Annotated in this window: 18 protein-coding genes; 11 read left to right on the top strand and 7 right to left on the bottom strand. The window is 69.3% G+C overall.

Features of this window, described 5'->3' with window-relative positions; all coding sequences use genetic code 11:
* Positions 1–127: 127 nt before the first annotated feature.
* Complete coding sequence (locus VHR41_04825) at positions 128–1,273, bottom strand: MBL fold metallo-hydrolase (GenBank protein ID HEX3233494.1); 1,146 nt, start codon at positions 1,271–1,273, stop codon at positions 128–130.
* Positions 1,274–2,366: 1,093 nt separating this feature from the next.
* Here VHR41_04825 and VHR41_04820 point away from each other — a divergent pair.
* Positions 2,367–3,977, top strand: a complete 1,611-nt coding sequence (locus VHR41_04820; GenBank protein HEX3233493.1) for a M3 family metallopeptidase — start codon at positions 2,367–2,369, stop codon at positions 3,975–3,977.
* On the opposite strand, the gene VHR41_04815 is transcribed toward VHR41_04820, so the two are convergent.
* Positions 3,961–4,995: a zinc-dependent alcohol dehydrogenase family protein gene (locus tag VHR41_04815; protein ID HEX3233492.1), complete on the bottom strand. Its 1,035-nt coding sequence runs from the start codon at positions 4,993–4,995 to the stop codon at positions 3,961–3,963. The two genes, VHR41_04820 and VHR41_04815, sit on opposite strands and share 17 nt — an antisense overlap.
* A gap of 467 nt (positions 4,996–5,462) precedes the next feature.
* Here VHR41_04815 and VHR41_04810 point away from each other — a divergent pair, with 467 nt between their 5' ends.
* The 3 genes from VHR41_04810 (at position 5,463) to VHR41_04800 (ending at position 7,406) form a co-directional block, all read left to right on the top strand.
* On the top strand, positions 5,463–6,101 hold the full coding sequence (locus tag VHR41_04810; GenBank protein ID HEX3233491.1) for a hypothetical protein: 639 nt from the start codon (positions 5,463–5,465) through the stop codon (positions 6,099–6,101).
* Between the two features lie 188 nt (positions 6,102–6,289).
* On the top strand, positions 6,290–6,778 hold the full coding sequence (locus VHR41_04805; protein HEX3233490.1) for a response regulator: 489 nt from the start codon (positions 6,290–6,292) through the stop codon (positions 6,776–6,778).
* A 4-nt stretch (positions 6,779–6,782) separates the two neighbouring features.
* Entirely contained in the window at positions 6,783–7,406 is a 624-nt protein-coding gene (locus tag VHR41_04800; protein ID HEX3233489.1) for a hypothetical protein, read from the top strand.
* 63 nt (positions 7,407–7,469) lie between these two features.
* On the opposite strand, the gene VHR41_04795 is transcribed toward VHR41_04800, so the two are convergent.
* A complete protein-coding gene (locus VHR41_04795) occupies positions 7,470–7,784 on the bottom strand; it encodes a hypothetical protein (GenBank protein HEX3233488.1) in 315 nt (104 codons plus the stop codon).
* Between the two features lie 606 nt (positions 7,785–8,390).
* Here VHR41_04795 and VHR41_04790 point away from each other — a divergent pair.
* The 4 genes from VHR41_04790 to VHR41_04775 all read left to right on the top strand — a co-directional run bounded on the left by VHR41_04790 (position 8,391) and on the right by VHR41_04775 (position 14,333).
* Complete coding sequence (locus VHR41_04790) at positions 8,391–9,236, top strand: class I SAM-dependent methyltransferase (protein HEX3233487.1); 846 nt, start codon at positions 8,391–8,393, stop codon at positions 9,234–9,236.
* 142 nt (positions 9,237–9,378) lie between these two features.
* Entirely contained in the window at positions 9,379–10,242 is an 864-nt protein-coding gene (locus VHR41_04785) for a tachylectin-related carbohydrate-binding protein (protein HEX3233486.1), read from the top strand.
* Positions 10,243–10,260: 18 nt separating this feature from the next.
* Complete coding sequence (locus VHR41_04780) at positions 10,261–13,905, top strand: choice-of-anchor D domain-containing protein (GenBank protein ID HEX3233485.1); 3,645 nt, start codon at positions 10,261–10,263, stop codon at positions 13,903–13,905.
* Positions 13,906–13,916: 11 nt separating this feature from the next.
* Complete coding sequence (locus VHR41_04775) at positions 13,917–14,333, top strand: hypothetical protein (GenBank protein ID HEX3233484.1); 417 nt, start codon at positions 13,917–13,919, stop codon at positions 14,331–14,333.
* A 21-nt stretch (positions 14,334–14,354) separates the two neighbouring features.
* Here the strand turns inward: VHR41_04775 and VHR41_04770 are convergent, their stop codons facing one another.
* From VHR41_04770 to VHR41_04755, 4 genes are read right to left on the bottom strand one after another with little or no spacing between them, the layout of a single operon-like run.
* Positions 14,355–17,570, bottom strand: coding sequence for a protein kinase (locus tag VHR41_04770; protein ID HEX3233483.1), 3,216 nt, complete (start codon positions 17,568–17,570; stop codon positions 14,355–14,357).
* A 50-nt stretch (positions 17,571–17,620) separates the two neighbouring features.
* Positions 17,621–17,938, bottom strand: coding sequence for a hypothetical protein (locus VHR41_04765; GenBank protein HEX3233482.1), 318 nt, complete (start codon positions 17,936–17,938; stop codon positions 17,621–17,623).
* A 15-nt stretch (positions 17,939–17,953) separates the two neighbouring features.
* Positions 17,954–18,505 carry a DUF1572 family protein gene (locus VHR41_04760; protein HEX3233481.1) on the bottom strand — a complete coding sequence of 184 codons (552 nt, stop codon included), beginning with the start codon at positions 18,503–18,505 and terminating at the stop codon, positions 17,954–17,956.
* A gap of 17 nt (positions 18,506–18,522) precedes the next feature.
* Entirely contained in the window at positions 18,523–18,849 is a 327-nt protein-coding gene (locus VHR41_04755; GenBank protein ID HEX3233480.1) for a hypothetical protein, read from the bottom strand.
* A 155-nt stretch (positions 18,850–19,004) separates the two neighbouring features.
* On the opposite strand from VHR41_04755, the gene VHR41_04750 reads away from it, so the two are divergent.
* The 3 genes from VHR41_04750 to VHR41_04740 form a co-directional block, all read left to right on the top strand.
* A complete protein-coding gene (locus VHR41_04750) occupies positions 19,005–20,708 on the top strand; it encodes a DUF885 domain-containing protein (GenBank protein ID HEX3233479.1) in 1,704 nt (567 codons plus the stop codon).
* 64 nt (positions 20,709–20,772) lie between these two features.
* On the top strand, positions 20,773–23,262 hold the full coding sequence (locus VHR41_04745) for a protein kinase (protein HEX3233478.1): 2,490 nt from the start codon (positions 20,773–20,775) through the stop codon (positions 23,260–23,262).
* Positions 23,259–24,409: serine/threonine-protein kinase (locus VHR41_04740; protein HEX3233477.1), on the top strand; the 1,151-nt coding region annotated here is incomplete at its 3' end. The genes VHR41_04745 and VHR41_04740, both read left to right, overlap by 4 nt.

Genomic DNA, 24,409 nt, shown 5'->3' with positions numbered 1-24,409 from the left:
ATGACACGTCCGCCGATAGTCGGGATCGGCGGCGGTATATGCGTCGGTCGGGTGGACTCGCCGGCGAGAATCACTTAGCCGGCTTCAACCCACGGAGCCAGGCATTGATAGGCTGCCGGCCGATAGGTCACCTCCCTCCTTCAAATGGTGTCCGCCGCCCGCCCTCGCCGGGTTCTTCCGGCTGCCTAACGCCGTCGTGGCGCGCTTTTGATCCACCACCCTGCGCGCTCAGACAGATGGGTGTCCGGTACAGGGGTGCCACAGCTCTGGTGCCTGGCAAGCTGTCACGGATAGCCATCAGGAGGGGCTCGATCCCCAGATCCGGGAACAAGCCCGCGAGTTCGTCGTGGTGCGCTGGCAAATACAGTTGCGGGTGGAAGAGGCTCACTAAGGGCAAGGTCGCCGCGACCTGGGGTCGGGCAAGAAACTGGCCTTGGTAGGCGACAATGGCGACGTCGACCCCGCCGATCCGTTCCATCAGGCGGCGCTCTTCCTCGGTGATCGGGCCTGCGCTGTCGAGCCAGATCAGGCGAAACCCGGTGCCGAAGGTTAGGAGGTACGCAAGCGTGCCTTCACTGTCGATTGAGGAGTCGTTGCTCCCCCGAGCTTTGATAGCGGCCTCAGCCACCGCCGCCTCAGCAGATGGAGCACCATCGACCACGGCCATAGCCTCGCCGAACTTGCCGAGCACGCCCGGTTGCAGGACGCTATGGTGAGCCAGCACAGGCTCGACCTTGAATCTGTCGAACTGCAGGACCTCGCCACCGCGACCAGTAACAATTCGGGTCTGATCTTCTGGCAGGCCGGCGGCTTGAACTACCCGGACAGCGGAGGTGGCGCCAACGACGAGGGCGCCAGTTTCTTGGGCGATACGCGCCGCATCGGCGATGTGATCCCAGTGGGCATGTCCAATGAGAATCAGATTGACATGTTTGATTTCCTCGGCTGTCACTCCGATTGACCGGTTCCGAGGGCCCCGATCAAAGAAGGCATCAAGTAGAATGACTTGGTCCTCGTAGGCGACCTCGAAATTAGCCGTTCCCAGCCAGCGCAGAACAATTGTAGAAGCCGGGGGCGGTGGCCCTCCAGCGGCCGCGGTCTCAAGGGTTTGGCACGCGACGCTTCGCGGTGCCGGGGGCACAGTGGACGAAGGCGAGGATCTCTTGGTCGCACACCCGTGCGCGGCGAGTAGAATGGCGACCCCGCCTATTAACCGGGCCTTTCGTCCGCGTACGTTCCGCCCCGGACAGTCGATGCGCGCCCGCCTGAACATAGGAGTAGCCTCCCCCCCGGTTATTGGACTCCGCCAGGAATGCCCTAGATGCTTGTGGTGTCGCCTGACGACATGCGCATCAGCTTCGGATCATCACGCCCGCGGCCGGAAAGCTTTCGTGCCGCAGCCTCCTCACGGGACGGAGCGCCCGGCCGGAGTCTAGGAAACGTCGGCCGTGCATGCGCTGTTTAGGCGCCGGGGTTCTCGATTGCTGGCGCCCCGGCAGGCAGTAGCAGGTTTGCAGGATCTTGGCAAGCGGGCAAACAACACGAGCGGCCCCGCAAGGTCCGTCAGGAAAATCACTCGTGAGATCAGAAAGTGGCCCTGCTCGTTCATTGTGGGCATGGTCCCTTGTACAGCCGGGGCTGCACGGCGCGAATGCAACAGCGACGTAGCCGAGGCCATAAGCAGCGATCAGGACTGGACCCAGCCAATCGCCTGAGGCGGCCCTTGCTTCGGCCCGTTCCCAGGTCAAGCGCAGCCTTGACCCTTCTGAATCCACGACTTACCGTAGCGCCGAATACCTCGCCACCGCCTTCGTCGGAGACCGTCTTACATGCCTCATCGTATCAACTCCTGCGCGCCACAGTACCGCCGTTTCTCACCCAGGCTGTTCGGGGGACTATCGGTCCTGATGCTGGGTTGGGCACCCACTCAGGCCGCCGGCTCCAGAGAAGTGCCTGGGGCGTCCCGACAACCAGTCACGATGGCAGTCGAGGACTCGCTCCCCGCATGGCATCTGAACGGGAGGGCCCTGGCCGCCAGGTGCCGTGAGGCCGTCAGCAATACCCGAGCGGCCATCGACACGCTACTCAAAGGGCCACCCGACTCTGCCCCCGCCTTTGCTCGGCTCCAGGCTGTGGAGCGGGCCAACACTCGCTTCCAGAACGCGATTACCACCGCTCGCACTCTCATGCTGCTCTCGCCTGACAGTGCGGTCCGCGATTCCTCCACCGCATGTGACAAGCTCGTGTCCAGCTACACGGCAGAGGCAGCGGCGGACGCTCGCCTCTATGCGTTAGCCCGACGGGCATGGAGCGAGATTTCCGCCGGACCGGGCACCTCGTCAGGAGCACAGGCAGATCGGCAGCTGGTGAAGCTCTACATAGAAACGGGGCGGAAGGCCGGCGCCGCCCTGGACTCGGCCACTCGCAAGACGGTTGTCCGCCTGTTTCAGCACCATGCCGACCTCGAGCGCGACTTCAACCTTACGTTGGCCGCCGATTCGACCCAAGTCCGAATTCCACTCTCCGACACCGTGGGGCTCGACCCTCAATTTCGCTCTCAGCTTCGGCGTGAGGGCGACAGTCTGGCCGTTCCAGTCAACGAGAGCACGTTCTTCCCGTTCTTGAAACACGAGTCGGATCGCGAGGCTCGCCAACGCTTCGCCTGGGCCTACTTAAATAGGGGCGGTGCTTCGAACGTAGCGCGGCTCGACACGGCGCTGGCCGTGCGCGATACGATCTCGCACCTGCTGGGCTTTTCGAATTGGGCAGCGTACCAGCTCAGCACGAAGATGGCGAAGTCTCCCGAGCGGGTACTGGATCTGCTGGAACGTCTGAAACCGCTACTCCGACACAAAGCGGCAGCCGAGCTTTCTCGACTCAGGCCCCTGGCAGGAAAAGATGGGATCACAGGGAATCTCGAGCTGTGGGATTACTTCTATTACCTCGAGCGCCTCCGAAACCGGCGCTACGCGCTCGACGAGAACCTCGTTCGGCAGTACTTCCCAGTCGATCACGTCGTCCCCGCGGTGATGGACCTCTACAGCAGACTGCTTGGTGTGCGGTTCCGTGAGGTCACGCCAGCCGGTGCCTGGGCGCCCGGCGTGCGCCAGTTCACGGTGGCGGAGGCCGGGTCCGCCGCACCGCTGGGACGGCTCTACCTCGATCTCTTCCCACGGCCGAACAAATACGATCATTTTGCCGACTTCGACCTGCTCCCGACGTTCCGGCAGGCGGATGGCTCGCGACAGCTCCCCTGGACGGCCATCGTGGGGAACTGGCCGCTGGCCGCGCCCGGACACCCTGCGCTCCTGACCCACGGCGACGTGCTCATCTTTTTCCACGAGTTCGGCCACGCCATGGCCACGGTGCTCAACCAGTCCCCGTATTTCACCACGAGCGCCTACCTCCAGGACTTCGTTGAAGCCCCCTCGCAGATGCTGGAGAACTGGATGTGGCAGCCGGCGATTCTCCGACGGGTGTCACACCACGTCACCACCGGCGCCCCACTTCCGCTCCCGCTCATCCGACGCATGTTGGCCCTCAAGCACCTGGATGACGGCAACAAGTGGGGCCTTCAGGTCTTCCTTGCACTGTACGACATGAGACTGCACAGCGCCTCGCCTCCTCCCGAGCCGACGGCCGCCTGGTTTGCCCTCTGGCCGAGCGTCATGCCGATGCCGTATCCCAGAGACACTCGCCCCGAGGCAAGCATCAGCCATTTCATGGCCGGGTACGAGGCCGGCTATTACGGATACCTTTGGTCCAAGGTGTATGCCCAGGACATGTTCACCAGGTTTGAGAAAGCGGGCGTACTCGATCCTCGGACGGGGCGAGCGTACCGCGATGATATTCTGGCACCTGCGGGGACGGAGGAACCTGACACCCTGGTGCGCCGTTTTCTTGGTCGGCCGCTCAGAACTGATGCGTTCTACCGGGAGTTAGGACTGAACCCGTTACGCATCAAAACTCGATCATGACCTTGATAGCCTCGCGCTGGTCCATCGCCCGGTAGCCCTCGGGCACCCCGTCGAGGTTCGTGGTCCGATCGAACACGCGCCCTGGCTCGATTCTGCCTTCCAGAACGTCGGGTAGCAGCTCCTCGATGTAGGCGCGGGCCGGCGCCGGGCCACCGGCGATGGTGACGTTGCCGAAGAACGTCGGCACCGCCGCCGGAATCGCCCCACTCTGCGGCACGCCGACCCGCCCGACGGCGCCGCCGGGCCGGGCGATGCTGAGCGCCGTGAGCGTCGACTCTTCGTACCCCACGCATTCGAGCACGGCGTGGGCGCCCAGACCGCCGGTCAGCTCGCGCACCCGCTCGATTGCCTCGTCGCCCCGCTCGCTCACGATGTCCGTCGCGCCGAACTCCCGCGCCAGCGCGATCCGGTCGGGATGGCGGCCCAGCAGCATGATCTGCTCGGCGCCGAGCCGGCGAGCGGCGAGTACACCGCAGAGGCCGACCGCACCGTCGCCCACCACCGCCACGATCTTGCCGGGGCCGGCCCGGGCGGCGCGGGCCGCGTGGTGGCCGGTCCCCATCACGTCGGACAGCGTGAGCAGCGACGGCATCAGCGCGTCGTCCGGCCCCACCGGGAGCGGGACGAGCGTGCCGTCCGCCTGGGGGACCCGCACCGCCTCACCCTGGCCCCCATCCTGGTCCGTGCCGCCCCACCATCCTCCGTGCAGACATGAGGTCTGCAGCCCCTGCCGGCAGAACTCACAGGTGCCGTCGGACCAGGCGAACGGGGCGACCACCAGGTCGCCCGGCCTGATGGTGCGGACCGCGGACCCCACGGCCTCGATCACCCCGATGAACTCGTGCCCCATGCGGCGTCCCTTCTCGCTGGGTTCCATCGACTTGTACGGCCAGAGATCGCTGCCGCAGATGCAGCCGCGGGTGACGGTGAGCAGGGCGTCGGTCGGTTCCTTGAGGCGTGCGTCGGGGACGGTCTCGACCCGGACGTCCCCGGCGCCATACATAACGGTTGCGCGCATGTCGCTGCTACCTCTCGTTCGTGGTGTGCTCTTCAACCGGCTCCATCTACACCTAAGACTAAGCCGGCTGGTGGGAGGGCGGATAGGACGGTTGTCGGGGCCGGCTGGGTTCTGGTGCCTACCTATCGGCGATGCTGAGCGATAGCTTCACAGCGGGTGACACCGTCGGCTCAGTCGCAAGGAGTACCCCCGTGGGCATTTATGACTCGTCCCGCACCCGGATCGCGCCGGTGTTCGGGCACCTGCAGTGTTTAGATCCGTCCGGAAGACTCTGGCTCCAAGGGCTCCTCGAGCTGGCGAACAGTCGAAAGTTGCCGAGGCCGGTGGCGGGGGACTCCCGCCTGCGAGTGGCCAAGTGGTGGCCCAGGGAGGCGAGACTGGCAGCTCCGCCCGGGCTTCTGCGATGGCTCCTGGAGAATGCGGAGGAGCCACGGACTATCGCCGCATGGGGCACCAGGCCAGAGGTGATGGCCAACCGGCGCCGGGTCGTCGACCGGGATGCCGACACGGTGGCGCAGGCGTTGAAGAGTCTTCAAGAACGCCGCGCCTCGACTCGTGCGTGGTATGTGCTCGAGGAGCCAAGTCAGCCAGACGTCTATCTGGATTCTGCCGACGCGGTGATCGTGATCGAAGGGAAACGGACGGAGACCGGTCCCACGACCTCCACGGCCTGGATGAGTGTGCGGCATCAGATGCTCCGGCTCCTCGACGCGGCGTGGGATCATCGACAGGGTCGCCGGATCTACGGCCTGTTCATCGTCGAAGGGGGGGAGCGGGGCGTCACCTCCGCCGAACCCTCGTCCGCTTGGCACGAGGCAGTCGAATTGACCATCTCGGACGAGGTGCTCAAGGGCAGTCTGCCTCACCGGTCGCCAGAGGAGCGATCGGAGATCGCCAGCGCTCTCCTCGGCGTCACCACATGGCAGGCCGTCTGCGACGAATTCCAGATACCGCGCGAGGTGCTCATCGCAGAGGTTTTTGATGACAGGCCCACGCCGGCGACGACGCGGAGGAAATCGGGGAGGACTTCGCGGCCGACGCCCCTGCCGGATGACTTGGACCAATCGAAGCCACCGGAGGTCGCGACCAGCTCGACACCCACCTAGGGTTCGCGGCCATGTGACGGATGGCCGCACCACATCTCCACTTACCCACGTGGAGAGCCCTGGCCGGGCCCTGTTGTCCACATCACAGCCCCCGTCCCGGCAATCCCTTAGCCTGATCCAGCATCCCGTCACGCCCTCTTCGTGGAGAGGGCCCAACGGCGAGCCGCTCGCGGCCGCCCGGAGGCCCTGTGCCCGACCCAGAGGACGCCGGCGTCATCCCCCTCGATACCGGCCCGTTGGTGCTGGTGGTCGACGACGAGCAGACCCCCCGCTCGATCGTAAGCCGGATGGTCCGCGCCATGGGCTACCAGGTGCGGAGCTGCCGGAGCGGCCGGGACGCCCTCCGGTTCCTGGCCGCCCACCCCCGCCGGGTCCGGCTTGTCCTGGCCGATCTGAGCATGCCCCGGATGGACGGCGGGGAGCTGGCCGAGCGGGCGCGGGACCTGGACCCGACCCTCCGGGTGGTGCTCATGTTCGACCCCGGCGACGTGCACGCGGTCGATCTGCTGAGCGGCTACCGGGACTTCCCCTACCTCATGAAGCCGGTCACCTTCGGCGACCTCCACGGCTGGCTCGTGCAGTTGCTCGGCGCTCCCCCGGGTGGGCCGTCCCGCCCGCCATCGATCGGGCAGCGGCGGCAGCGCTCCCGGCGCCCCTCCGGCCAACAGGAGGAGTGACCCGGTGGAGAGAGGTGCCCGTGTCACCTTGCCGCCGGTCGAGCCGATCGTCCCGGTCGCCCGCGCCGAGCCGTTTGATGATCCCGCCTATCTGTTCGAGCCCAAGTACGACGGGTTCCGCGCCCTGCTCTACGTCACCCGGCAGGACTGCCACTTCCTCTCCAAGCAGGGGAACGTGCTCGCGCAGTTCCAGGAGCTGTGCTATTGGGTCCGGGAGGAGCTGCGGGTCAAGGAAGCGATTCTCGACGGGGAGGTCGTGGCACTCGACCACCAGGGCCGGCAGGACTTCCGGGGCCTGCGGGCGGGCAAGGGGAACCTGCACTACGCCGTCTTCGATGCGCTCTGGGTGAACGGGAAGGATCTCAGAAAATCGTCACTCACCCGCCGGAAGCGGGCGCTGCACCGGGTCATCTGGGCGGCCAGCACGGTGCTCTCGCAGATGTTCTTTATCGAGGAGCGCGGGCGGGACCTGTTCGCGGCGGCGGAGCGGCTCGATCTGGAAGGGATTGTGGCCAAACGGAAGGCCGACCCCTACGGGCCGGAGACGGTGTGGTACAAGGTGAAGAACCGGGCCTACACCCAGGCGGAGGGCCGCTGGGAGCTGTTCCAGCGGCGCCCAGGCCGATGACTTACCCCCGGTGCCGGCGGGAGGCCAGCAGGAGAACGAGGCCGACCACGAGTCCCGTCAGAACTACCGCCGTGAAATACCATCCATAAATACGGAGAAGAACGGCCACGACGCTTCAGTCCCCGTCGCCATGACCGTGTCCGCCGCCATGACCGTCCCCGCCGTCATGGCCGTCCGCGCCGCCGTCCCGATGATCACCACCATCGCCATGATCGTGGCCGCCGCCCTGGTCGTCTCCGGCTCCGCCGCCACCACCCTGATCGGCTCCCCCAGCGTGGGAACCGCCACCGCCAGATCCGTCGCCGCGGGGGAGAGGGGCGCCACCACTGCCACCACCCTGATCACCTCCGCCACCGCCTCCACTCCCGGGGTTGTCACCGCCGCCGCCAGGATCGGGAGCCAGAGCGACCAGTCGAAAGTGCACGCTCAGCGCGGGCGACCGACTGTCTGCCACCTGGGCCGCAATGAGCTGATTCCCTGCCACCGTTCCCAGCCGCACGGCAGCCGCCGCGTGACCGGCCGAATCAGTAGATACCGCTGCCGGGTCCAGACCGGCCCCGGGGAGGTCGCCCACGAAATGGAACTCGACACTCGCCCCATCCACGGGGCGGGAGCTTGGGTCGAGGACTTTGACGATGAGCGGCTGATCGAGGAGGCTTCCGGCCTCGGCGCGCTGGCCGTCACCGGAGACGATCACGAGCGACGCAGGATCTCCCGAGCCTGGAAGGGTGAGATCCCCTCCGGCGCACCCGAGAACAAGAACCAAGGTGACAAATCCGACACGCATCGTGAAACCAGTCCTGACAGATTCCCGGAGGCGACGGACCCTATAGGAAAAATGAGACTCGTGATCCCCAGGCCGATGTGGCGTCGGTCACCCCCTGAACCGTGGCTCTCCTGTCGGCGATCTGGCCAGATTGGTTACACTGTCCGGCACCAGCAGTGTGTCCGTGAACGTGCCGGGCCGAGGGAGGGAGGTAGCCCGTGTCTGACCGATCATTCCCTGCGATCGACCCAAACATCGCCGCGTTCTATCAGCAGACGCCTGAGGAGCAACGGCTCGAGCACGGCCCCTTCCTTCTCGAGGCGCTGCGCACCCGGGAACTGATCGAGCGCCACGCACCAGAGGCGCCCGCAACGGTGCTCGACGTCGGTGGAGCCGCCGGGGCGTACGCGCTCTGGTTGGCAGATGCGGGATATGCGGTGCACTTGGTCGATGCGATGCCGCGGCTGGTTGCGGAAGCGCAGCGGCGCAGCGCCACCGCCTCCCGCCCGCTCGCCTCGTGTCGGGTCGGTGACGCCCGGGCCCTGGACTTCCCGGATCGGAGCGCCGACATCGTCCTCCTCCTCGGGCCACTGTATCACCTGACCGAGGCCCCCGATCGCGTGCGCGCCCTCCGCGAGGTGCAGCGGGTGCTCAAACCCGGCGGCCGGCTCTTCGCTGCCGCCATCTCACGCTGGGCCTCGGCGCTCGACGGGCTCACCCGTGACCTCTTCCAGGATCCGCGATTCACCGCCATCGTGGATCGCGACCTCCGGGAGGGACAGCATCGGAACCCGACCGAGCGCCTCGACTACTTCACCACGGCATACTTTCATCGGCCGGATGAGCTGTGCGCGGAAGTGGCGAGCGCGGGACTGACCGTCGAGGGACTGTACGGGATCGAGGGCCCAGGCTGGCTCCTCTCCGATGTGGCGGAGCGGTTGGCCGATCCGCGCCGCCGGGCCGATCTGCTCCAGGCGGCCAGGCTGCTCGAAGCGGAGCCATCGGTGCTCGGCACCAGCGCGCACCTGCTGGTGGTGGCGCGGGCCACGATCGACCGGTCGTAAGCCATCCGGTGCCACGTTTGCGACACCGCGCACGGGGAACGCGTGTCGCAAATCAGCCGCTTTCCGGCTCGGTTTGCCCCTAGTGCGGCCGAGTACCTCCCGGTAGCATGAAGGCATCCCAATAAAACGAGTGTGCGCCACCATGCGAAGGATCATTGCCATCGCCCTATTGACCATCGCGGGAGTTCCCCTCGCCCACGGCCAGGTCGGCACAACGACTGAAGGGCCGCCGCTCACCATTGCAGGTGTGCCGCTCTACGGAATCGCTGAAAACGGAGACCTGTTTTGGCTATTCCATCAGGGAGCCGACAATGGCTCGGCCAATTGGGCAAATCAGGGGCAACGCAAGAATGTCGGGAGCGCCTGGAATGAAGGACTCAGGGTATTCAAAGGCAGCCCTCGCGGAGAGGACGGGGTCATTTACCGCGTCGACAGCAGAGGCGACCTGATCTGGTTCAAGCACGTTGGCCACGCCACCGGGGCGCCGAACTGGATCGGGCCAAAGACCGTCGGCCATGGGTGGCAGGACGTTCGGATCGCCTTCGCCGCCGGCGATGGTGTCATCTACGCGATCAATAAGAGCGGCGAGCTGCTGTGGTTTCGGCACCTGGGATACGGCGACGGCAGCGCCACATGGGCAAACGACGGCATCGGCGCGAAAGTAGGAGTCGGCTGGGGCGGCGTGCGGATGGCGTTCGCCGGTGGCGGCGGCATCATCTACGCGATCGACGGCAAGGGAGACTTGTACTGGTATCGCCACCTAGGACACACGGACGGAACGTTCACGTGGGCGAACGGCGCCGTCGCTACCAAGGTCGGCAACGGATGGGCCGAGGCAGCGAGCGCCTTCTCAGGCGGGAAGGGCGTGATCTACGCGCTGAAGCGCGATGGTAACCTCTACTGGTATAACCATACCGGCGCGGCCACCGGTGCCGCCACATGGACGCCGCCCGGCACAGGAAACCGGATTGGCACGGGCTGGGGCGAGATGGTGCGGATTTTCTAGTGCTGATAGGGCTTTGCCATGACTGATACTCTGGCGCCCGCCACCTACAACGTTCAGATCACCGGCGAAGTCAGCGGCCAAGTCGCGGTCGGCAGCAACATCGTCCAGATCGGCCAGGTTGCCGCGGGCGCCAGGGTGGACATCGCGCTTCCGCCTGCGCCGCCTCGACGGCTGCCGGCCCCCCGCCTGCTGCTCCCCCGGCCATTCCCCAACCTCCTCGGACGGGATGCCGAGGTCGGCGCCGCGTCGCGCGCGCTCCTCGAGGCGATGCCGGTCGAGCTCTCCGGCGAGGCCGGCGTGGGCAAGACGGTGCTGCTCCGCCACCTGGCGCGCCAGCTCGACGCCAAGGCCTTCCCCGACGGGTTGGTCTATCTCTCCGGCCGCGGACAGGTGCTGGGAGACCTGCTGCAATGCCTGTTCGAGGCGTTCTACGCTTCCGACCAGCCACACAAGGCCAGCGATGCCGAGCTGCGCGGATCGTTGCAGGGGATCAGGGCGCTGGTCCTGCTGGACGACGTCAGCCTCCCGCGCGACCAGCTCGAGAGCGTGCTCGACCTGGCGCCCGAGTGCACCTTCCTCTTCGCCGACGAGCGGCCCGAGCTCGTCAGCGACCGCCGGGCCATCGCCCTCGGGGGCCTGGCGCCGGACGCGGCGCTCAGGCTCATCGAGCGGGAGTTGGGCCGACCTCTGACCGAGGTGGAGACCGCGGCAGCAGGAACACTCTGCACTGCGGTGAAGGGCCATCCGCTGCGCCTGCTGCAGGCCGCGGCCCGGAGTCGCGCCGACGGGGGAGCCCTCGCCGCCGGTGAGCCGCCGGCGCCCACGGACGACCGCTCGCGCCGCGTGCTCGGCGTGCTGGCCCTGGTGGGCGCCCCGCTCACGGCGGCTCAGGCGGCCACCATCGCCGGCGTGTCCGACGTCCAGCCGGTGCTCGATGGCTTGGCCGAGCGCAAGCTGATTCGGGTGGAGGCTGACCGCTACACGCCGGCCGCCACCGGTGAATCGCTGCTCTCGGCCACGGAGGCGAGCGCCACGCAGGCCCGGGCGCTGGAGTATTTCTCCAGTCCGCCGGGGAAGGGCGGCATCGAGACGGCGGAGATCGCCGGCAGCAGCGAGGCCATCATCCAGGTCCTCGGCCGGGCCGCCGCGGCCTCCCGCTGGGATGACGTGCTGAGTGTCGCGCACCGGGTAGAAGGCGCCTTGGCGCTGGCCCCGCGCTGGGGCGCGTGGGACCGGGTGCTCGCCAAGGCTGCCGAGGCGGCCGCCGCGGCCAACAAGCCCAACGAGCTGGCCTGGTCGCTCCACCAGTCGGGGACCCTGGCGCTCTGTGTCGGCAAGGAGTCGGCGGCGCGCGCCGCGCTCACCCGCGCGCTGGAGATTCGCGTGTCGCTGAAGGACACGGCGGGCGCCGAGCTGACCCGCCACAATCTCAGTCTGCTCGTCCCGCCGCCACTCCCGCCCGATCGGCCGGAGCCGTCCAAAGGCCCTGGTCAGCCCGATGGTCCCGCGGTGCATGTCGCCGGGTGGAAGCCGCTGGCGACCAAGCTGGGCGTGGCGGCACTGATCGGAGCCGCGGGCTGGGGAGTCTGGAGAGCGCTGGCACCCGGTCCCCCGCCGGCGACCCTTCCAGACGCGCTCCGGTTCAATCCCCAGGACGTGGGTGCCATCAGCACCATGCAGACGGTGAGCTTCTTCAATCGGGGTGGGTCCGTCCTGGAGCGGCTGCGGGTCGCCACCCAGGGCCCGCAGGCGGCGGAGTTCACCGTCGGGCCGGAGAAGTGCTCCCGCGCGAGGATCGCGTCCGGCCAGGGGTGCGCGATAGGGGTGCGGTTCCGGCCCACCGGGAATGGTCCGCGGAGCGCCACGCTCGGCATCTTCGATCAAGACGGCCGTACGCTCGCCAGCGTGCCCTTGGCCGGCACGGGTAGTGGAACCGCAGCTCCGAAGCCGCCTCCTCCGCCCACTCCGCGGCTGGTCTGGGTGCCCTCGGCCGTCGCCTTCCCGGAAACGCCCACCGGGGAGACGGTGACCGCTGCGGTGGGACTCTCGAACCGCGGGGCCGGACAGTTCCAGGCGCGCGGGGTGCGGGTGCAGGGGCCCCAGTCGGCGGAGTTCCGAGTGGTGCGGGAGGACTGCACCGGGCGCGCGCTTCGTGCAGCGGCCCGCTGCACCATCGAGGTCGGCTTCCAGCCGGCGGAGGTCGGCCAGCGGACCGCCCGGCTGACGCTCGCCGGCGACGGAGGCATGGCCGCCACGGTTTCCTTGAGCGGCCGTGGGCAGCGTGTAGTCCATCCGGCCGCGGTGGCGCGGGTCGACCCCGAGCGGCTCGACTTCGGTTCCCAGGCCGTGAACGCCGGAGCCCCGCCGCGCACGGTCACGATCACCAACTCGGGGAATGCGCCGCTCACGCTCGCCTCGATCACTGTGAGCGGCGCCGATCAGGGCAGCTTCGCGGCCGGGCAGGCCTGCGCGGTGCCGGTCGAGCCGGGCGGCCACTGCTCGATCGAGCTGCGGTTCACCCCTCGGCGCGCGGGTGACCACAGCGCCGCGCTCTCTCTTTCCTTCGCCGGCGGCCTGCCGGCGCAGCAGGTCGCGCTGACCGGCATCGGCAGTGCGCCGGTGGGCCCGGTCGCGCGCATCGACCCGGCGGCGCTCGACTTCGGCACCCAGGACCTCAGCGGCCGAAAGGACGCGATCGCCGTCCGCGTGACCAATGGCGGCTCGGCGCCGCTTACGGTCGGGAAGATCTCGGTCGAGGACGACGGCACGGGCAACAACGACCGGCGGAGCTTCCACCAGCAGAACAGATGCTCCAGGAAGACCCTCGCGCCGAACGAGAGCTGCGAGATCTCGGTGCAGTTCACGCCCTCGACAGTGGGGGCCCACGCCGCGGCCCTCACCATCGCGGACAATGCGTCCGGCAGCCCGCATCGGGTCGGCCTCACCGGCACGGCGGAGGGAGGGGTGCTGGCGGTGAGCCCGGCGTCGCTCGGCTTCGCCGGGACTCCAACCGGCGGCCGGAGCGAGCCGCAGACGGTCACCGTCACGAACAGCGGGACCCGGCCCATGCCCATCAGCCGCATCGTGGTCGGCGCCGGCGGTGTCGCGGGGATCTTCGGACAGGGCGACGCGACCCAGTTCGCGATCGTGTCCAATGACTGCGGATCGGCGCTCGCGCCGGGTGCGAGCTGCGCCGTCGGCGTGAGCTTCACGCCCCAGAAGCCCGGCGACATCACGGGCAAGCTGAGCGTCTTCGGCGAAGGCGGGACGCTCCCGTCGGTGCAGGCGGACCTGGCCGGCTCCGGCATGGCAGTCGAGCTGCCGAGTCCCCGGCCGATCGGGCCGGGCGTAGCCGACGCAGCACAGGCACCCGACGCATGCCTCGCCACGACGATCGTTCTCTCCTGGACGGCGGTGGGCGGCAACGGCGTGGGGTATCTGGTACGGCTGGAGGAACAGCAGTTCGTGCCGGGCACCAACCAGCGGACCACGCCGAAGGTTCTGATCGACGAGCAGACGCCGACCCCGGACATCCGGCGAGACGTTCGCGGGCTCGTCGCCCACAACGGGTCCTTCAGCTGGAGCGTGCGAGCACGCGACGCCGCGGGCAACCAGAGCGCGCCGAGCCCGCCACTCTACTTCTTCTGTAACATCGTCGGATGATCGGGGGCAGCATGGCGGATCAAGCGGGCGGGAGCGGAGACAACTTCAACGTCACGATCGGCCCGGTAGGGCAGGGCGGCCAGGTCGCCGTCGGCAAGAACATCACCCAGGTGACCTCGCAGGAACGGGAGGAGCTGGCGCGGGTGGTGGACCAGTTGCGCCGCCAGGTGGAGGCGGAGGCCCCACCCGAGCGGAAGGCCGTGGCGCTCGAGCAGGTGGCCGCCATTCAGCAGGAGGTCCAGTCCGACAAGCCCGACCTGGGCAGGCTCCAGGCCGCGAAGCAGTGGTTCGTGGCGAACCTGCCGAAGCTGGCCGGCGCGGTGGGCAGTGTGGTGGTGCATCCGATCGTGGGGAAGCTGGTCGAGGCCACGGGGGAGGCGATGGCGAAGCGGTGGAAGGAGCATGTGAGCGGGGCGGGAACGACATAGTAAATCGGCTGACGCCCCGAGTCAGATCGCGCGGATCGCCCGCACGGTCGCGGAAGCGCCCAGCGGCTCCAGCAGCCGAGCCGCTCGGGCCTGCAGGTCGGAAGCCCCTCCGTGCGCGAGCGCCAACGCCTGGTCGTAGGGACAGCCGAGCCGCTCCCACTCAGCCGCCGCTCCTTCCGGATCCCCCTCGATCTCCAGCGCGCACGCCCGCGGCAGCTCCTCCGGCACCTGGTCCAGCGCCCCGGCCCGGTGCAGCCACACGGCCAGCACCCCGCGGATCCACGGATGGTCCTTCTTCGCCGAGAGCTCGTAGGCCGGCCGCGCCTCCACTGCCGCGCGTGCCGGATCCCCACCGAGCCATGCCGCCTCGGCTCGCGCGATCGCCACCGGACCGAGCCGCTGCAGCTCTGCCGTCCGGTCCGCCAGCGCCTTCGCCTTGTCCAGCATCTCCCAGATCGCGTCCTCGCCGCGCGCCGCCCGCAGTCGCCCGAGCACGCACAGCACATGAATCCGCGCGACCGGCATCGTGCCCGCATGCTCCAGCAGGGCCGTCGCCTCCCGCTCGGCGTCGCTCCACGCCCCGGTGTCGAAGAAGAGCTGCGCGCGCCAGGTGCGGAGATAGGTGGTCCAGAAGTCGAGATCCCGGGCCTCGGTGTATTCCAATCCCTGGTCGAGATACCGGCGCGCCTCCGAGTACCGCTTGTCGACGACCAGCCCGGTGAAGTTGGCGTAGCAGCGGGAGACGTGCTCCTGGTAGCCCGCGTCGCCTGCCAGCCGCAGCGCGCGCCCCAACTTGGCGTACCCGTCCTCCGGCCGAAGCGATCGGATCTGCGCGGTGCCGACGTTGGTCAGGGCGTGAACCAGGACCTCGCCGTCGCCGAGCGTCTCCGCCATGGCGATCGCCTTCTCCCCCCACGCCACCGCATCCGTCGTCTCGGCCGCGAGCATGTGGAGCTGCGACCGGTTGCTATACGCCCACGCGAGCTCCGGGCTCGGGCCCAGCGGCTCGAGCACGGCCACGGCCTCCGCCGCGTACCGCTCGGCGGCCTGCCGCTGCCCGCTCGACCAGGCGAGCCGTGAGAGCCACCGGAGCGCGGCGCCTTCGCGCCGCCGGTTCCCCAGCCGGCGCCAGATCGCCAGGGCCTCCTCGCGCGCGGCCATTGACTCCGGGATCAGGCCGTACTGGTACTCCTCGTACGAGCGGCCCTCGAGCAGCGCGCCCCGCCGCTCCGGCGGGAGACCCTCCGCGAATCGGAGGCCCAACGCATAGTGCGCCGCCGCCTCGCGGTGCGCGCCGAGCGCCGAGGCCCGCTCAGCCGCGGCAGTCACCCAGCGCTGCACCGCCGCGGCGTCGCCCGCGCCCTCCGCGTGGTGCACCAGCCTCGCAGCCGCGGCCGGCGACGGCGCCGACTCCAAGGCCGCGAGCGCCCGTGCGTGCAGCCCGCGGCGCCGGGCGGGCGCCAGGCTCTCCTCCACCGCGCGTCGGGCGAGGTCGTTCCTAAACCCGACGCCCTGCTGATCGCTGGTCAGCATCCCCGCGGCGAAGCACTCGTCCACCGCCGAATCGGGCCCGAGGAGGTGCTCCACCAGCCACGACTCGGTCTTCCCCGGAATGACCGACACCGTCTCCAGCGCCTCGCGTGCCTTGGGCGACAGCCGCGTCGCCCGGCCCAGCACCGCGTCGCGCACCGTCGCCGGGATGCCGCGCTGACGGGCGGCGAGGACCTCGGTGACGTAAAACGGGTTGCCGGCCGTGGCCGCGTGGAGGCCGCGAGGGGAGCGGCCCACGCGGCGGGCCAGCGTCTCCACCGCTGCCGCGCTCAACGGCTGCAGCTTCACCCGGTGGACCGCACCGCGCGGGAGATCGCCGAGGACCGAGCGCAGCGGGTGGGCGGGGCCGACCTCGTCATCCCGCACCGTGACGATCACCAGCAGCGGGAGCCGCGACGCGCGCCGGCCGAGAAACTTGAGCAGGTCCAGCGTCGCCTCGTCGGCCCAGTGCACGTCCTCCAGTACGAGCACCGTGGGGCTCCGGCCGAGCTCGTCGAGCACGGTGGCGAAGATCGTCTCGCGGCTCGAGCCGTTCCTGAGCGCGGCATCCAGGGCACCGCCAAGCTGCGCGGCGATGTCATAGAGCGGGCCCAGGGGCCGCGGCGTGAACAGCGCCTCGCACCAGCCCCAGAGCAGCCGGATCGGCCGCTCCGCGCGGGTGAACTCTTCCAGGACCGCCGTCTTGCCGATCCCCGCTTCGCCCGAGACTACCACCATCGCCCCGCGGCCGGCCGCCGCGGAGCGGAGCGCGCGCTCCAGCGTCTCGAGACACTCCTCGCGCTCGACCAGGGTCGACGGCTCGCCGTCCGCGCGGCGCGGGGCGTCGGGGGCAGCCACCGGCTCGGCCAGCGACCGCGCCAGCTCCGATGCGCTGGCGAACCGTTCGGCCGGATCGCGGGCGAGGGCGCGGCGCACGACGCGCGATACCCAGGCCGGCGTGTCCGGCTGCACCTCGGCGAGATCGGGCGCGGGCTCGAGCAGCCGGCGCGACATGACGGCCTGGGCGTTGGGTCCGGTGAACGGCGCTCGTCCCGCGAGCATCTCGAACAGCACGCAGCCGAGCGCGTAGAGGTCGGCGCGTCCGTCGACCGGCTCGCCCGCCACCTGCTCCGGGCTCATGTAGGCGGGGCTTCCGACGGCGTGGCCGGCCATCGTCAGCTCCGCGTCGCGCTGGCCGAGCAGCCGGGCGACGCCGAAGTCGGCGACCAGCGCGTGTCCTCCGCTCAGCAGCACGTTCTCCGGCTTGATATCGCGGTGGACCACACCCTGCCCGTGGGCATACGCCAGCGCGTCCGCGATCTCCCGGGCGAGCGCCACGGCCTCGACGGCCGGCAGCGTGCCCTCGCGCTGGAGCCGCCGCCGGAGCGACTCGCCGGCGACGAACGGCATGGTGTACCACGCCTGGCCGGCGGAGCGGCCCGAGTCGAAGACGGGAAGGATGTTCGGGTGCTGCAGCGCGGCCGTCACCCGGATCTCGCGGTGGAAGCGATCGGCGCCGAGCGCGCCGGCGGCGTCCGGCCGGAAGACCTTGAGGGCGACGGACCGCTCGTGCCGGAGGTCGCGGGCGAGGTAGACGATGGCCATCCCGCCGCGGCCGAGCTCGCGCTCGAGCACGTATCGTTCGCGCAGGTCGCCCGCAAGCTCGGTACGGATGTCGGTCGTCCTTCTGGCTGGGGATGCGTCCACCCGGAATGTGCTCGGAAGGTAGGGTGATCGCCAGTTGGAGTACGCGCGATCTACAGTCGGAGCCCCAGAAGGACCACGGCAAGCACACTGAGGATGGCCAGGACCCGCAGCAGCAGCAGAACCGGCGCGGGGACGCCCAGAAACGCGCTGAAGACCAGACCCGTCATCAGGACCAGGCTGGCGGCCATAAGCACGAGACGCCAGCCCTCGAGACGGATCCGTCGCTCCTGTGCGGAGCGGATCTCGGTTGGGAGCTCCTGGAGTATCGCCTTTGCCCGCTGCCAGCGGCTGTAGCGCCGCTGGAGGACCAGGACGCTGAGGGCCGCGAAGAACACGAACAGGGCCCACCAAACCCGATAGTCAGGCAACTTCTCAGTCGGTGATTACGAACGCACCTTTGCCACCTGCGCGCCCGGCTTCTCCAAGGTCGGTCGCGCGTTGTACTGCTCTGACTGTCCCGGCGGAATGCTCAGGAAGCGCCAGGTCTCCCCGCGCAGCCCCCGCGCCGCATAGACGACCTGACCGACGTGATAGCTGGCGTGCGCCAGGGACCGGTGCAGCGCCTCGATCACCTGCAACGGTTGGCCTCGGATGGTGACTGTCCGACCCAAGTCGGCGTCCGTCAGCCCGCTCAGCGTGTTCAGGAGCGCCTCCCACCCCAGCTCCCAGTGTGCCAGGAGCTCGGCGTGGGTGGCGGTGCGAGGCTGGAACTCCTCATCCCGCCTGCGCCACGGCTTCTCCCCGTCGGTGGTGAGGAAGTCGGTGAACCGCGACCGCAGGTTTCCGGCGAGGTGCCAGCAGATGACGGCGATGGAGTTGCCGCCGCCGGGACCGGAAGCCACGAGCTCGGCCTCGGTCAGTTGGCCGAGGGCGGCCTCGGCGAGCGCCTTGTATCGGAGATACTCGGCCTGGAGCGAAGCTACGATGACGTTCATGATTCACCTCGTGGGAGCTAGTGCAGGCGCGGGTTGGAGTCCGGTTCCTGGCCGGGACGCGTGCCCGCGGGACGTCGGAAGAGGCTGACAGCCGCAGCCACCAGGCCAAGCACGAGCAGGGGATAGATGAGCAGGAGGTCGATTCGGATATTGCACTCGCCGCTGCACAGCCAACGCTGCTTCATGCCGAATTCGTAGAGCGCGTAGAGGAGCCAGACGACGCCCACGCTCGCGACGACTCGCCGGCGGAGCCATCGGCCGAGCCCGAGCAAAACGAGGCCGATGATGGCGGCAAGGATCGGGTACTCGATGAGAATGGCCATCGCACCCAGGAGCCGATCCATCACGAAGTCCTCTGGAACGTCTTCGGGCCCACCAGTCCTCCCGCGGCCAGCGACGATGTAATATGACGATGTAATATGAGGAACGGGCGCCGCCGTCGCACGGGTCTGGCCGCAACGGGGCGCGATCGTCACCGGTATTCTCATCCCGAGGTCATATGCTCCGACCGTTCAGCTTGAGCCTGGGCGTTCTGGCCGCCGCACTCCTCCCCTCTCCGGCCTCCGCCCAGACCCCGGCCGCCCTCCGTACCACGGCCCATGCCTACTACGCCTGGCGCGACTCCATCCACCCGGTCGCCACCAGCGACGCCGGCGAGCACCGCTGGGACAACCGCCTCGGCGACTTCCGCATGGCGAGCGTGCTCCGGGCCCGGCGCCACATCGCGGCGCTGCTCGACAGCGTCAAGGCTAGGCCGGCGGCGGGGTGGAGCAAGGATGACCGGGTCGACTGGCTGCTCTTCCGCGCCCAGCTCGAGGGCGCCGACTTCTTCGGCCGCTCGCTTCAACCCGAAGCGTCCGATCCCCAGGTGTACCTCAACGAATCCGCCAACGGGATCTTCAGCCTCCTCAAGAAGGACTACGCCCCGCATCGCACCCGCGCTCTCGCCGCTACCGCGCGGCTGGAGCAGGTCCCGGCGCTGCTGGCCCTTGCCCGCACCAACCTCGTGCACCCGGTGCGCCTCTTCGCCCGGCTCGCCATCGCCGCGGCCCGCGGCGGCGACGACCTGTACACCACCAGTCTCATGACCCTGGCCGACAGCCTGTCCGATGCCGAGCGCGCCCGGCTGGTCACGGCCCGGGACGGCGCGCTCCGCGCCATCCACCAGTACGCCGACTGGCTCGACGGGCGGCAGGCCGGCATGCCCGAGTGGAAGCCGATGGGCGAGGCGCGTTACAACTACCTCCTGAAGCACGTGCTGCTGCTGCCCTACGATGCGTCCCAGATCGCGATGTTGGGCGAGGTCGAGCTGGCCCGCTATCGCGGCCTCGAGGCGATGCTCAAGGACCCGAGCTTCGCCTCGCCGGACCCCGCGCGCAGCAAGCACATTCCCGCCGACCAGGCCGAGTTCCTGGCGGCCTACGAGGCGCGGCTGGGCGAGATCGTCCAGTTCCTCCGCACCAATCACCTGGTCACCATCCCGCCCTACATGGGCAAGTTCTACATCCGGCAGCTTCCCCAGGCGTTCAAGCCCACCAGCCCGGGCGGCTTCATGAACGCTCCCGGCATCTACGACCGCGATCCCAGCGGCCTCTACTTCATCCCGATCTACAACCCGAAGAGCGGCAACTTCTATATTCGCGCCGCCATCGAGGATCCCCGCCCGATCCTGGGGCACGAGGGCATCCCCGGCCATTTCCTGCAGATCTCGATCGCCAACCACCTCTCCGACGAGATCCGCCGCCAGCACGGCGACAACACCTTCGTCGAAGGGTGGGCCCTCTACGGGGAGGAGATGATGATGCGCGAAGGGCTCTATCCCGATCAGTCGCCGTCCCAGGGACAGGTGCTCCGGCTGGCCCGCTATCGCGCCGCGCGGATCGGGGTCGACGTGAACCTGCAGACCGGGCGGTGGAGCTTCGAACAGGCGGTCAAGTACTTCATGGAGGCCGGCGGGCTCGACCGCGAGGCCGCCGAAGGCGAGGCGGCCGGGGCGGCGGCGTCGCCGTCGCAGAAGATCGGATACATGGTGGGGAAGTGGCAGATCATGCGGCTGCTGGGGCGTTACCGGGACCAGGAGGGCGCCGCGTTCCGGCTGGGCGCGTTCCACGACAAGCTCATCAGCTACGGGAGCCTGCCGGTGTCGGTCATCCAGTGGCTGATGTTCGGGGATTCGACCGCGGTGAGCGCGGCGTCACGGTGATCCTGACGGCGCCCCTTGCGCAGCCCTTCTCAGGGTACAAGCTTGCTTCGCTAAGACCCCGCCCATGAGCGCACCACTGGTGACTCCTGACACACCGAGCGATCCCTCCGCGCGCCGGCGGCGCATCGAGGCGCTATTCGACGAGGCGCTCGACCTCGCGCCGCCCGATCGCGCGGCATTCCTGGCACGCACAACCGCGAGCGATCCTGAGCTCCGGCGCGAGCTCGAGGATCTGCTGGCAGCCGCCGAACAGAGCGGCGTGACCGCGGGCCTCGCTCGAGCTGTGGCGCGCTCGGTGGCGCACCACACCCCGCCGCCGGCGGCGATGTCCCAGTACGAGATCCTCGAGCAGGTGGGCGGGGGCGGCATGGGCATCGTGTACAAGGCCCGGGACCCGCGGCTCCAGCGCTTCGTGGCGCTCAAGTTTCTCCCCAGCGCGCTCAGTGCCGACCCGGAGCTCAAGCTCCGGTTCCTCCAGGAGGCGAAGACGATCGCCTCACTCGACCACCCGAACCTCTGCACCATCTTCGAGGTGGCGGAGCCCGAGGCCGGTCAGCTCGTGATCGTCATGCCCTACTACGAGGGCGAGACGCTCAAGCAGAAGATCTCCCGGGGGCCGTTGCCGGTGCCGGAAGTGCTGGACTACTCGCTGCAGGTGGCCGACGGTCTCCTCCATGCCCACGCGGCCGGCGTGGTCCACCGCGACATCAAGCCGGCCAACATCGTGGTGACGCCCGGCGGTCGCGTCAAGATCCTGGACTTCGGCATCGCCAAGGTGGCCCGGGCGAACGCGAACGTCACCCGAACGGGCGCGGTGATCGGCACCCTCTCCTACATGAGCCCGGAGCAGGCCTCCGGCGATCCGGTCGATCATCGAACCGATCTCTGGGCGTTCGGCGTGGTGCTCTACGAGATGCTCGCGGGCCGGCCGCCATTCGCGGCGGACTCCTTGGAAGCCCTGTTCTACGCCATTCAGTGGCGGCAGCCGGAGCGCCTGGCATCGCTCCGCCCCGACGTGCCACCCGCGCTCGAGTCCCTGGTGCACCGGCTCCTGGAGAAGGAGCCCGCTCGGCGCCACGACGATGCCCGGCTTCTCGCCAGAGCCCTCGAGTTCGTCCGCGCCGGCGAAGCGACAGCCGCGCCGGCCATGTCCGGCACGGACCTGCTCGCGCGTGCTCGGGCGGCGTATGCCCGCACCGCCTGGCTCGAGGCGTACGAGGGCCTGAAGGCGGTGGATACCACGGGCGGCCTGGAGGCAGCAGACCTGGACCGCCTGGCGGAGGCCGCCTGGTGGGTGTCGGATAGCATGACGAGCATCCGCGCGCGCGAACGGGCCTACCGGCAGTACGTCGAGCGCGACCAGCCTCGCGCGGCGGCGGCGGTGGCGCTCGCCCTGGCGGAGGATCATTTCCATCGGCTGGCGCGGTCGGTCGGGCAGGGATGGCTTCGCCGGGCCGAGCGGCACCTCGAGGGCCTGCCGGAAGCGGCCGAGCACGGGTGGCTGCATCGGCTCAGGTTCGTCATCGCCCTGGATGGCGAGGGCAGGCCGGAGGAAGCGTTGCAGCACGCCGAGACGGCGCTCGGGATCGCTCAGCGGGTCGGCGACACCGATCTCGTGGCTCTGGCGCTGCAGGACCGAGGGCGGGCACTGGTGGCGATCGGCAGGGTGAAGGACGGCATGGTGCTCATCGACGAGGCGATGACCGCGGTGATGGCCGGCGAGCTGACCCCGCGTACGGCCGGCCGCGCCTACTGCAACATGATGAGCACCTGCGATCGCGTTGGGGACTTCGGCCGCGCGGCGGAGTGGTACGATCTGGCGAACGCCTGGTGCGAGCCACATGCCAAATCGGGATACCCGGGCATCTGCCGCGTTCACCGCGCGGGGATCCTTCGCCTGCGTGGGGCGCTGAAGGAGGCAGAGCACGAGGCGCGCCGCGCGGCCGACGAGCTGACGGACTTCCTGACCGACGTTGCGGGCGAGGCCTTTTACGAGCTCGGGGAGATCCGCCTGCGGCTGGGCGATCTGCCCGGCGCCGGCGACATGTTCCGGGAGGCGCACGCACGAGGGCGGGATCCGCAGCCCGGCCTGGCCTTGCTGCGGCTGGCGGAAGGGAAGTCCGAGGCGGCTCGCGCGATGGTCGAGCGAGCCCTGATCGAGACGGGGCATACCGCGCTCGACCGCGCCAAGCTTCTGCCGGCGCTGGTGGAGCTCCGAGTCGCCTGCGGCGACGTGGTCGCGGCCGCGGAGGGCGCCTCGGAGCTGGAGCAGATCAGCGCGGTCTACTCGTCGCCCGCGCTGGTGGCGTCGGCCGCCGTGGCGCGGGGCAGAGTCGAGCTCGCTCGCGGAGAGGCCAAGCAGGCCATGCTGCATCTTCGGCGCGCCTGCCGGATCTGGGGTGACATCGACCTGCGGGTGGATCTCGCCCAGACCAGGCTGCTCCTGTCGCGTGCCTACTCGGCGCTGGGCAACGCTGATGAGGCAGAGCTGGAGGAGCGTGCTGCGCGGGCGGCCATGGATAAGATGGTGTCCGGAGCGCTGCGAGGGGAATGAGCGCCCCCCTGGTCCTGCCGGACGGCCTCCGCGCCGCCCTCGCCGAGCGCTACACCATCGAGCGCGAGCTCGGTGCCGGCGGCATGGCCACCGTGTATCTGGCCCACGACCTCCGGCACGACCGCAAGGTCGCGCTCAAGCTGCTGCGCGAGGAGCTCTCGGCGTCGCTCGGCAAGGAGCGCTTCCTCCGTGAGATCAAGGTGGCGGCGGCCCTGCAACACCCGCATATCCTGCCGCTGTACGACTCTGGCGCGGTCGACAACCTGCTGTTCTACGTCATGCCCTACGTCGACGGCCTCTCCCTGCGCGACAAGCTGACGAAAGAAGGCGAGCTGCCGATCGGCGAGGCGGTACGGATCCTCCGCGACATCGCCGACGCGCTCACCGAGGCGCACCGCCACGGGGTCGTCCACCGCGATCTCAAGCCCGAGAACGTGATGCTCCGCGGCCGGCACGCGCTGGTGATGGACTTCGGCGTGGCTAAGGCCCTGAGCGACGCCACCGGACGCCAGTCGCTCACCACCGTGGGCGTGGCATTGGGCACGCCGACCTACATGGCGCCGGAACAGGCGGTGGCGGACCCCCACGTGGATCACCGCGCCGATCTCTACGCCTTCGGGGTGGTGGCCTACGAGCTGCTGGCGGCGCGGCCACCGTTCACCGGCAGCAGCCCTCAACAGGTGCTCGCGGCCCACGTGACCGCCGTCGCCGAGCCTATCGCGAACCACCGGGCCATGCCGCCGGCGCTGGCCGCGCTGGTGATGCGGTGCCTGGAGAAGCGCCCGGCCGATCGCTGGCAGAGCGCCGAGGAGCTGATCCCCCAGCTCGAGGCGCTGCTGACGCCGAGCGGCGGGATCACCCCGACGGCCACGCGGCCGGTCGCCGCCGCGGCGCCCCGCTCGTCGCGGCGGCTCGCTCTTGGAGTCACCCTCGGCGCCGTGCTGGTCCTGCTCGGACTGGGCACTTGGCTCGTGAGCCACCGCCGCCCCGCCGGGGCGTCTCCCGCCGGTCCCGCCGCCGTCACCTCCAGGCGCGTCGGCGTCCTCCCGTTCGCGTCGCGAAGCCGGGACACCGCCGATGCCTACCTGGGCGACGGCATGGCGACCGACCTGACCACCACCCTCGCCGGGATGAGCGGACTACACGT

The organism is Gemmatimonadales bacterium, assembly GCA_036265815.1.
Classification (GTDB): domain Bacteria; phylum Gemmatimonadota; class Gemmatimonadetes; order Gemmatimonadales; family GWC2-71-9; genus CAVVWJ01.
The sequence above is the reverse complement of the archived record's forward strand: the minus strand, read 5'-3'. Positions and strand labels throughout refer to the sequence as shown.

What these genes read in the sequence shown, in the direction of transcription:
- VHR41_04825 (HEX3233494.1), bottom strand. Translation starts at nt 1,273, where the DNA reads ATGTTCAGGCGGGCGCGCATCGACTGTCCGGGGCGGAACGTACGCGGA.
- VHR41_04815 (HEX3233492.1), bottom strand. Translation starts at nt 4,995, where the DNA reads ATGCGCGCAACCGTTATGTATGGCGCCGGGGACGTCCGGGTCGAGACC.
- VHR41_04810 (HEX3233491.1), top strand. Translation starts at nt 5,463, where the DNA reads ATGGCCAACCGGCGCCGGGTCGTCGACCGGGATGCCGACACGGTGGCG.
- VHR41_04785 (HEX3233486.1), top strand. Translation starts at nt 9,379, where the DNA reads ATGCGAAGGATCATTGCCATCGCCCTATTGACCATCGCGGGAGTTCCC.
- VHR41_04780 (HEX3233485.1), top strand. Translation starts at nt 10,261, where the DNA reads ATGACTGATACTCTGGCGCCCGCCACCTACAACGTTCAGATCACCGGC.
- VHR41_04775 (HEX3233484.1), top strand. Translation starts at nt 13,917, where the DNA reads ATGGCGGATCAAGCGGGCGGGAGCGGAGACAACTTCAACGTCACGATC.
- VHR41_04760 (HEX3233481.1), bottom strand. Translation starts at nt 18,505, where the DNA reads ATGAACGTCATCGTAGCTTCGCTCCAGGCCGAGTATCTCCGATACAAG.
- VHR41_04755 (HEX3233480.1), bottom strand. Translation starts at nt 18,849, where the DNA reads ATGGATCGGCTCCTGGGTGCGATGGCCATTCTCATCGAGTACCCGATC.
- VHR41_04750 (HEX3233479.1), top strand. Translation starts at nt 19,005, where the DNA reads ATGCTCCGACCGTTCAGCTTGAGCCTGGGCGTTCTGGCCGCCGCACTC.
- VHR41_04745 (HEX3233478.1), top strand. Translation starts at nt 20,773, where the DNA reads ATGAGCGCACCACTGGTGACTCCTGACACACCGAGCGATCCCTCCGCG.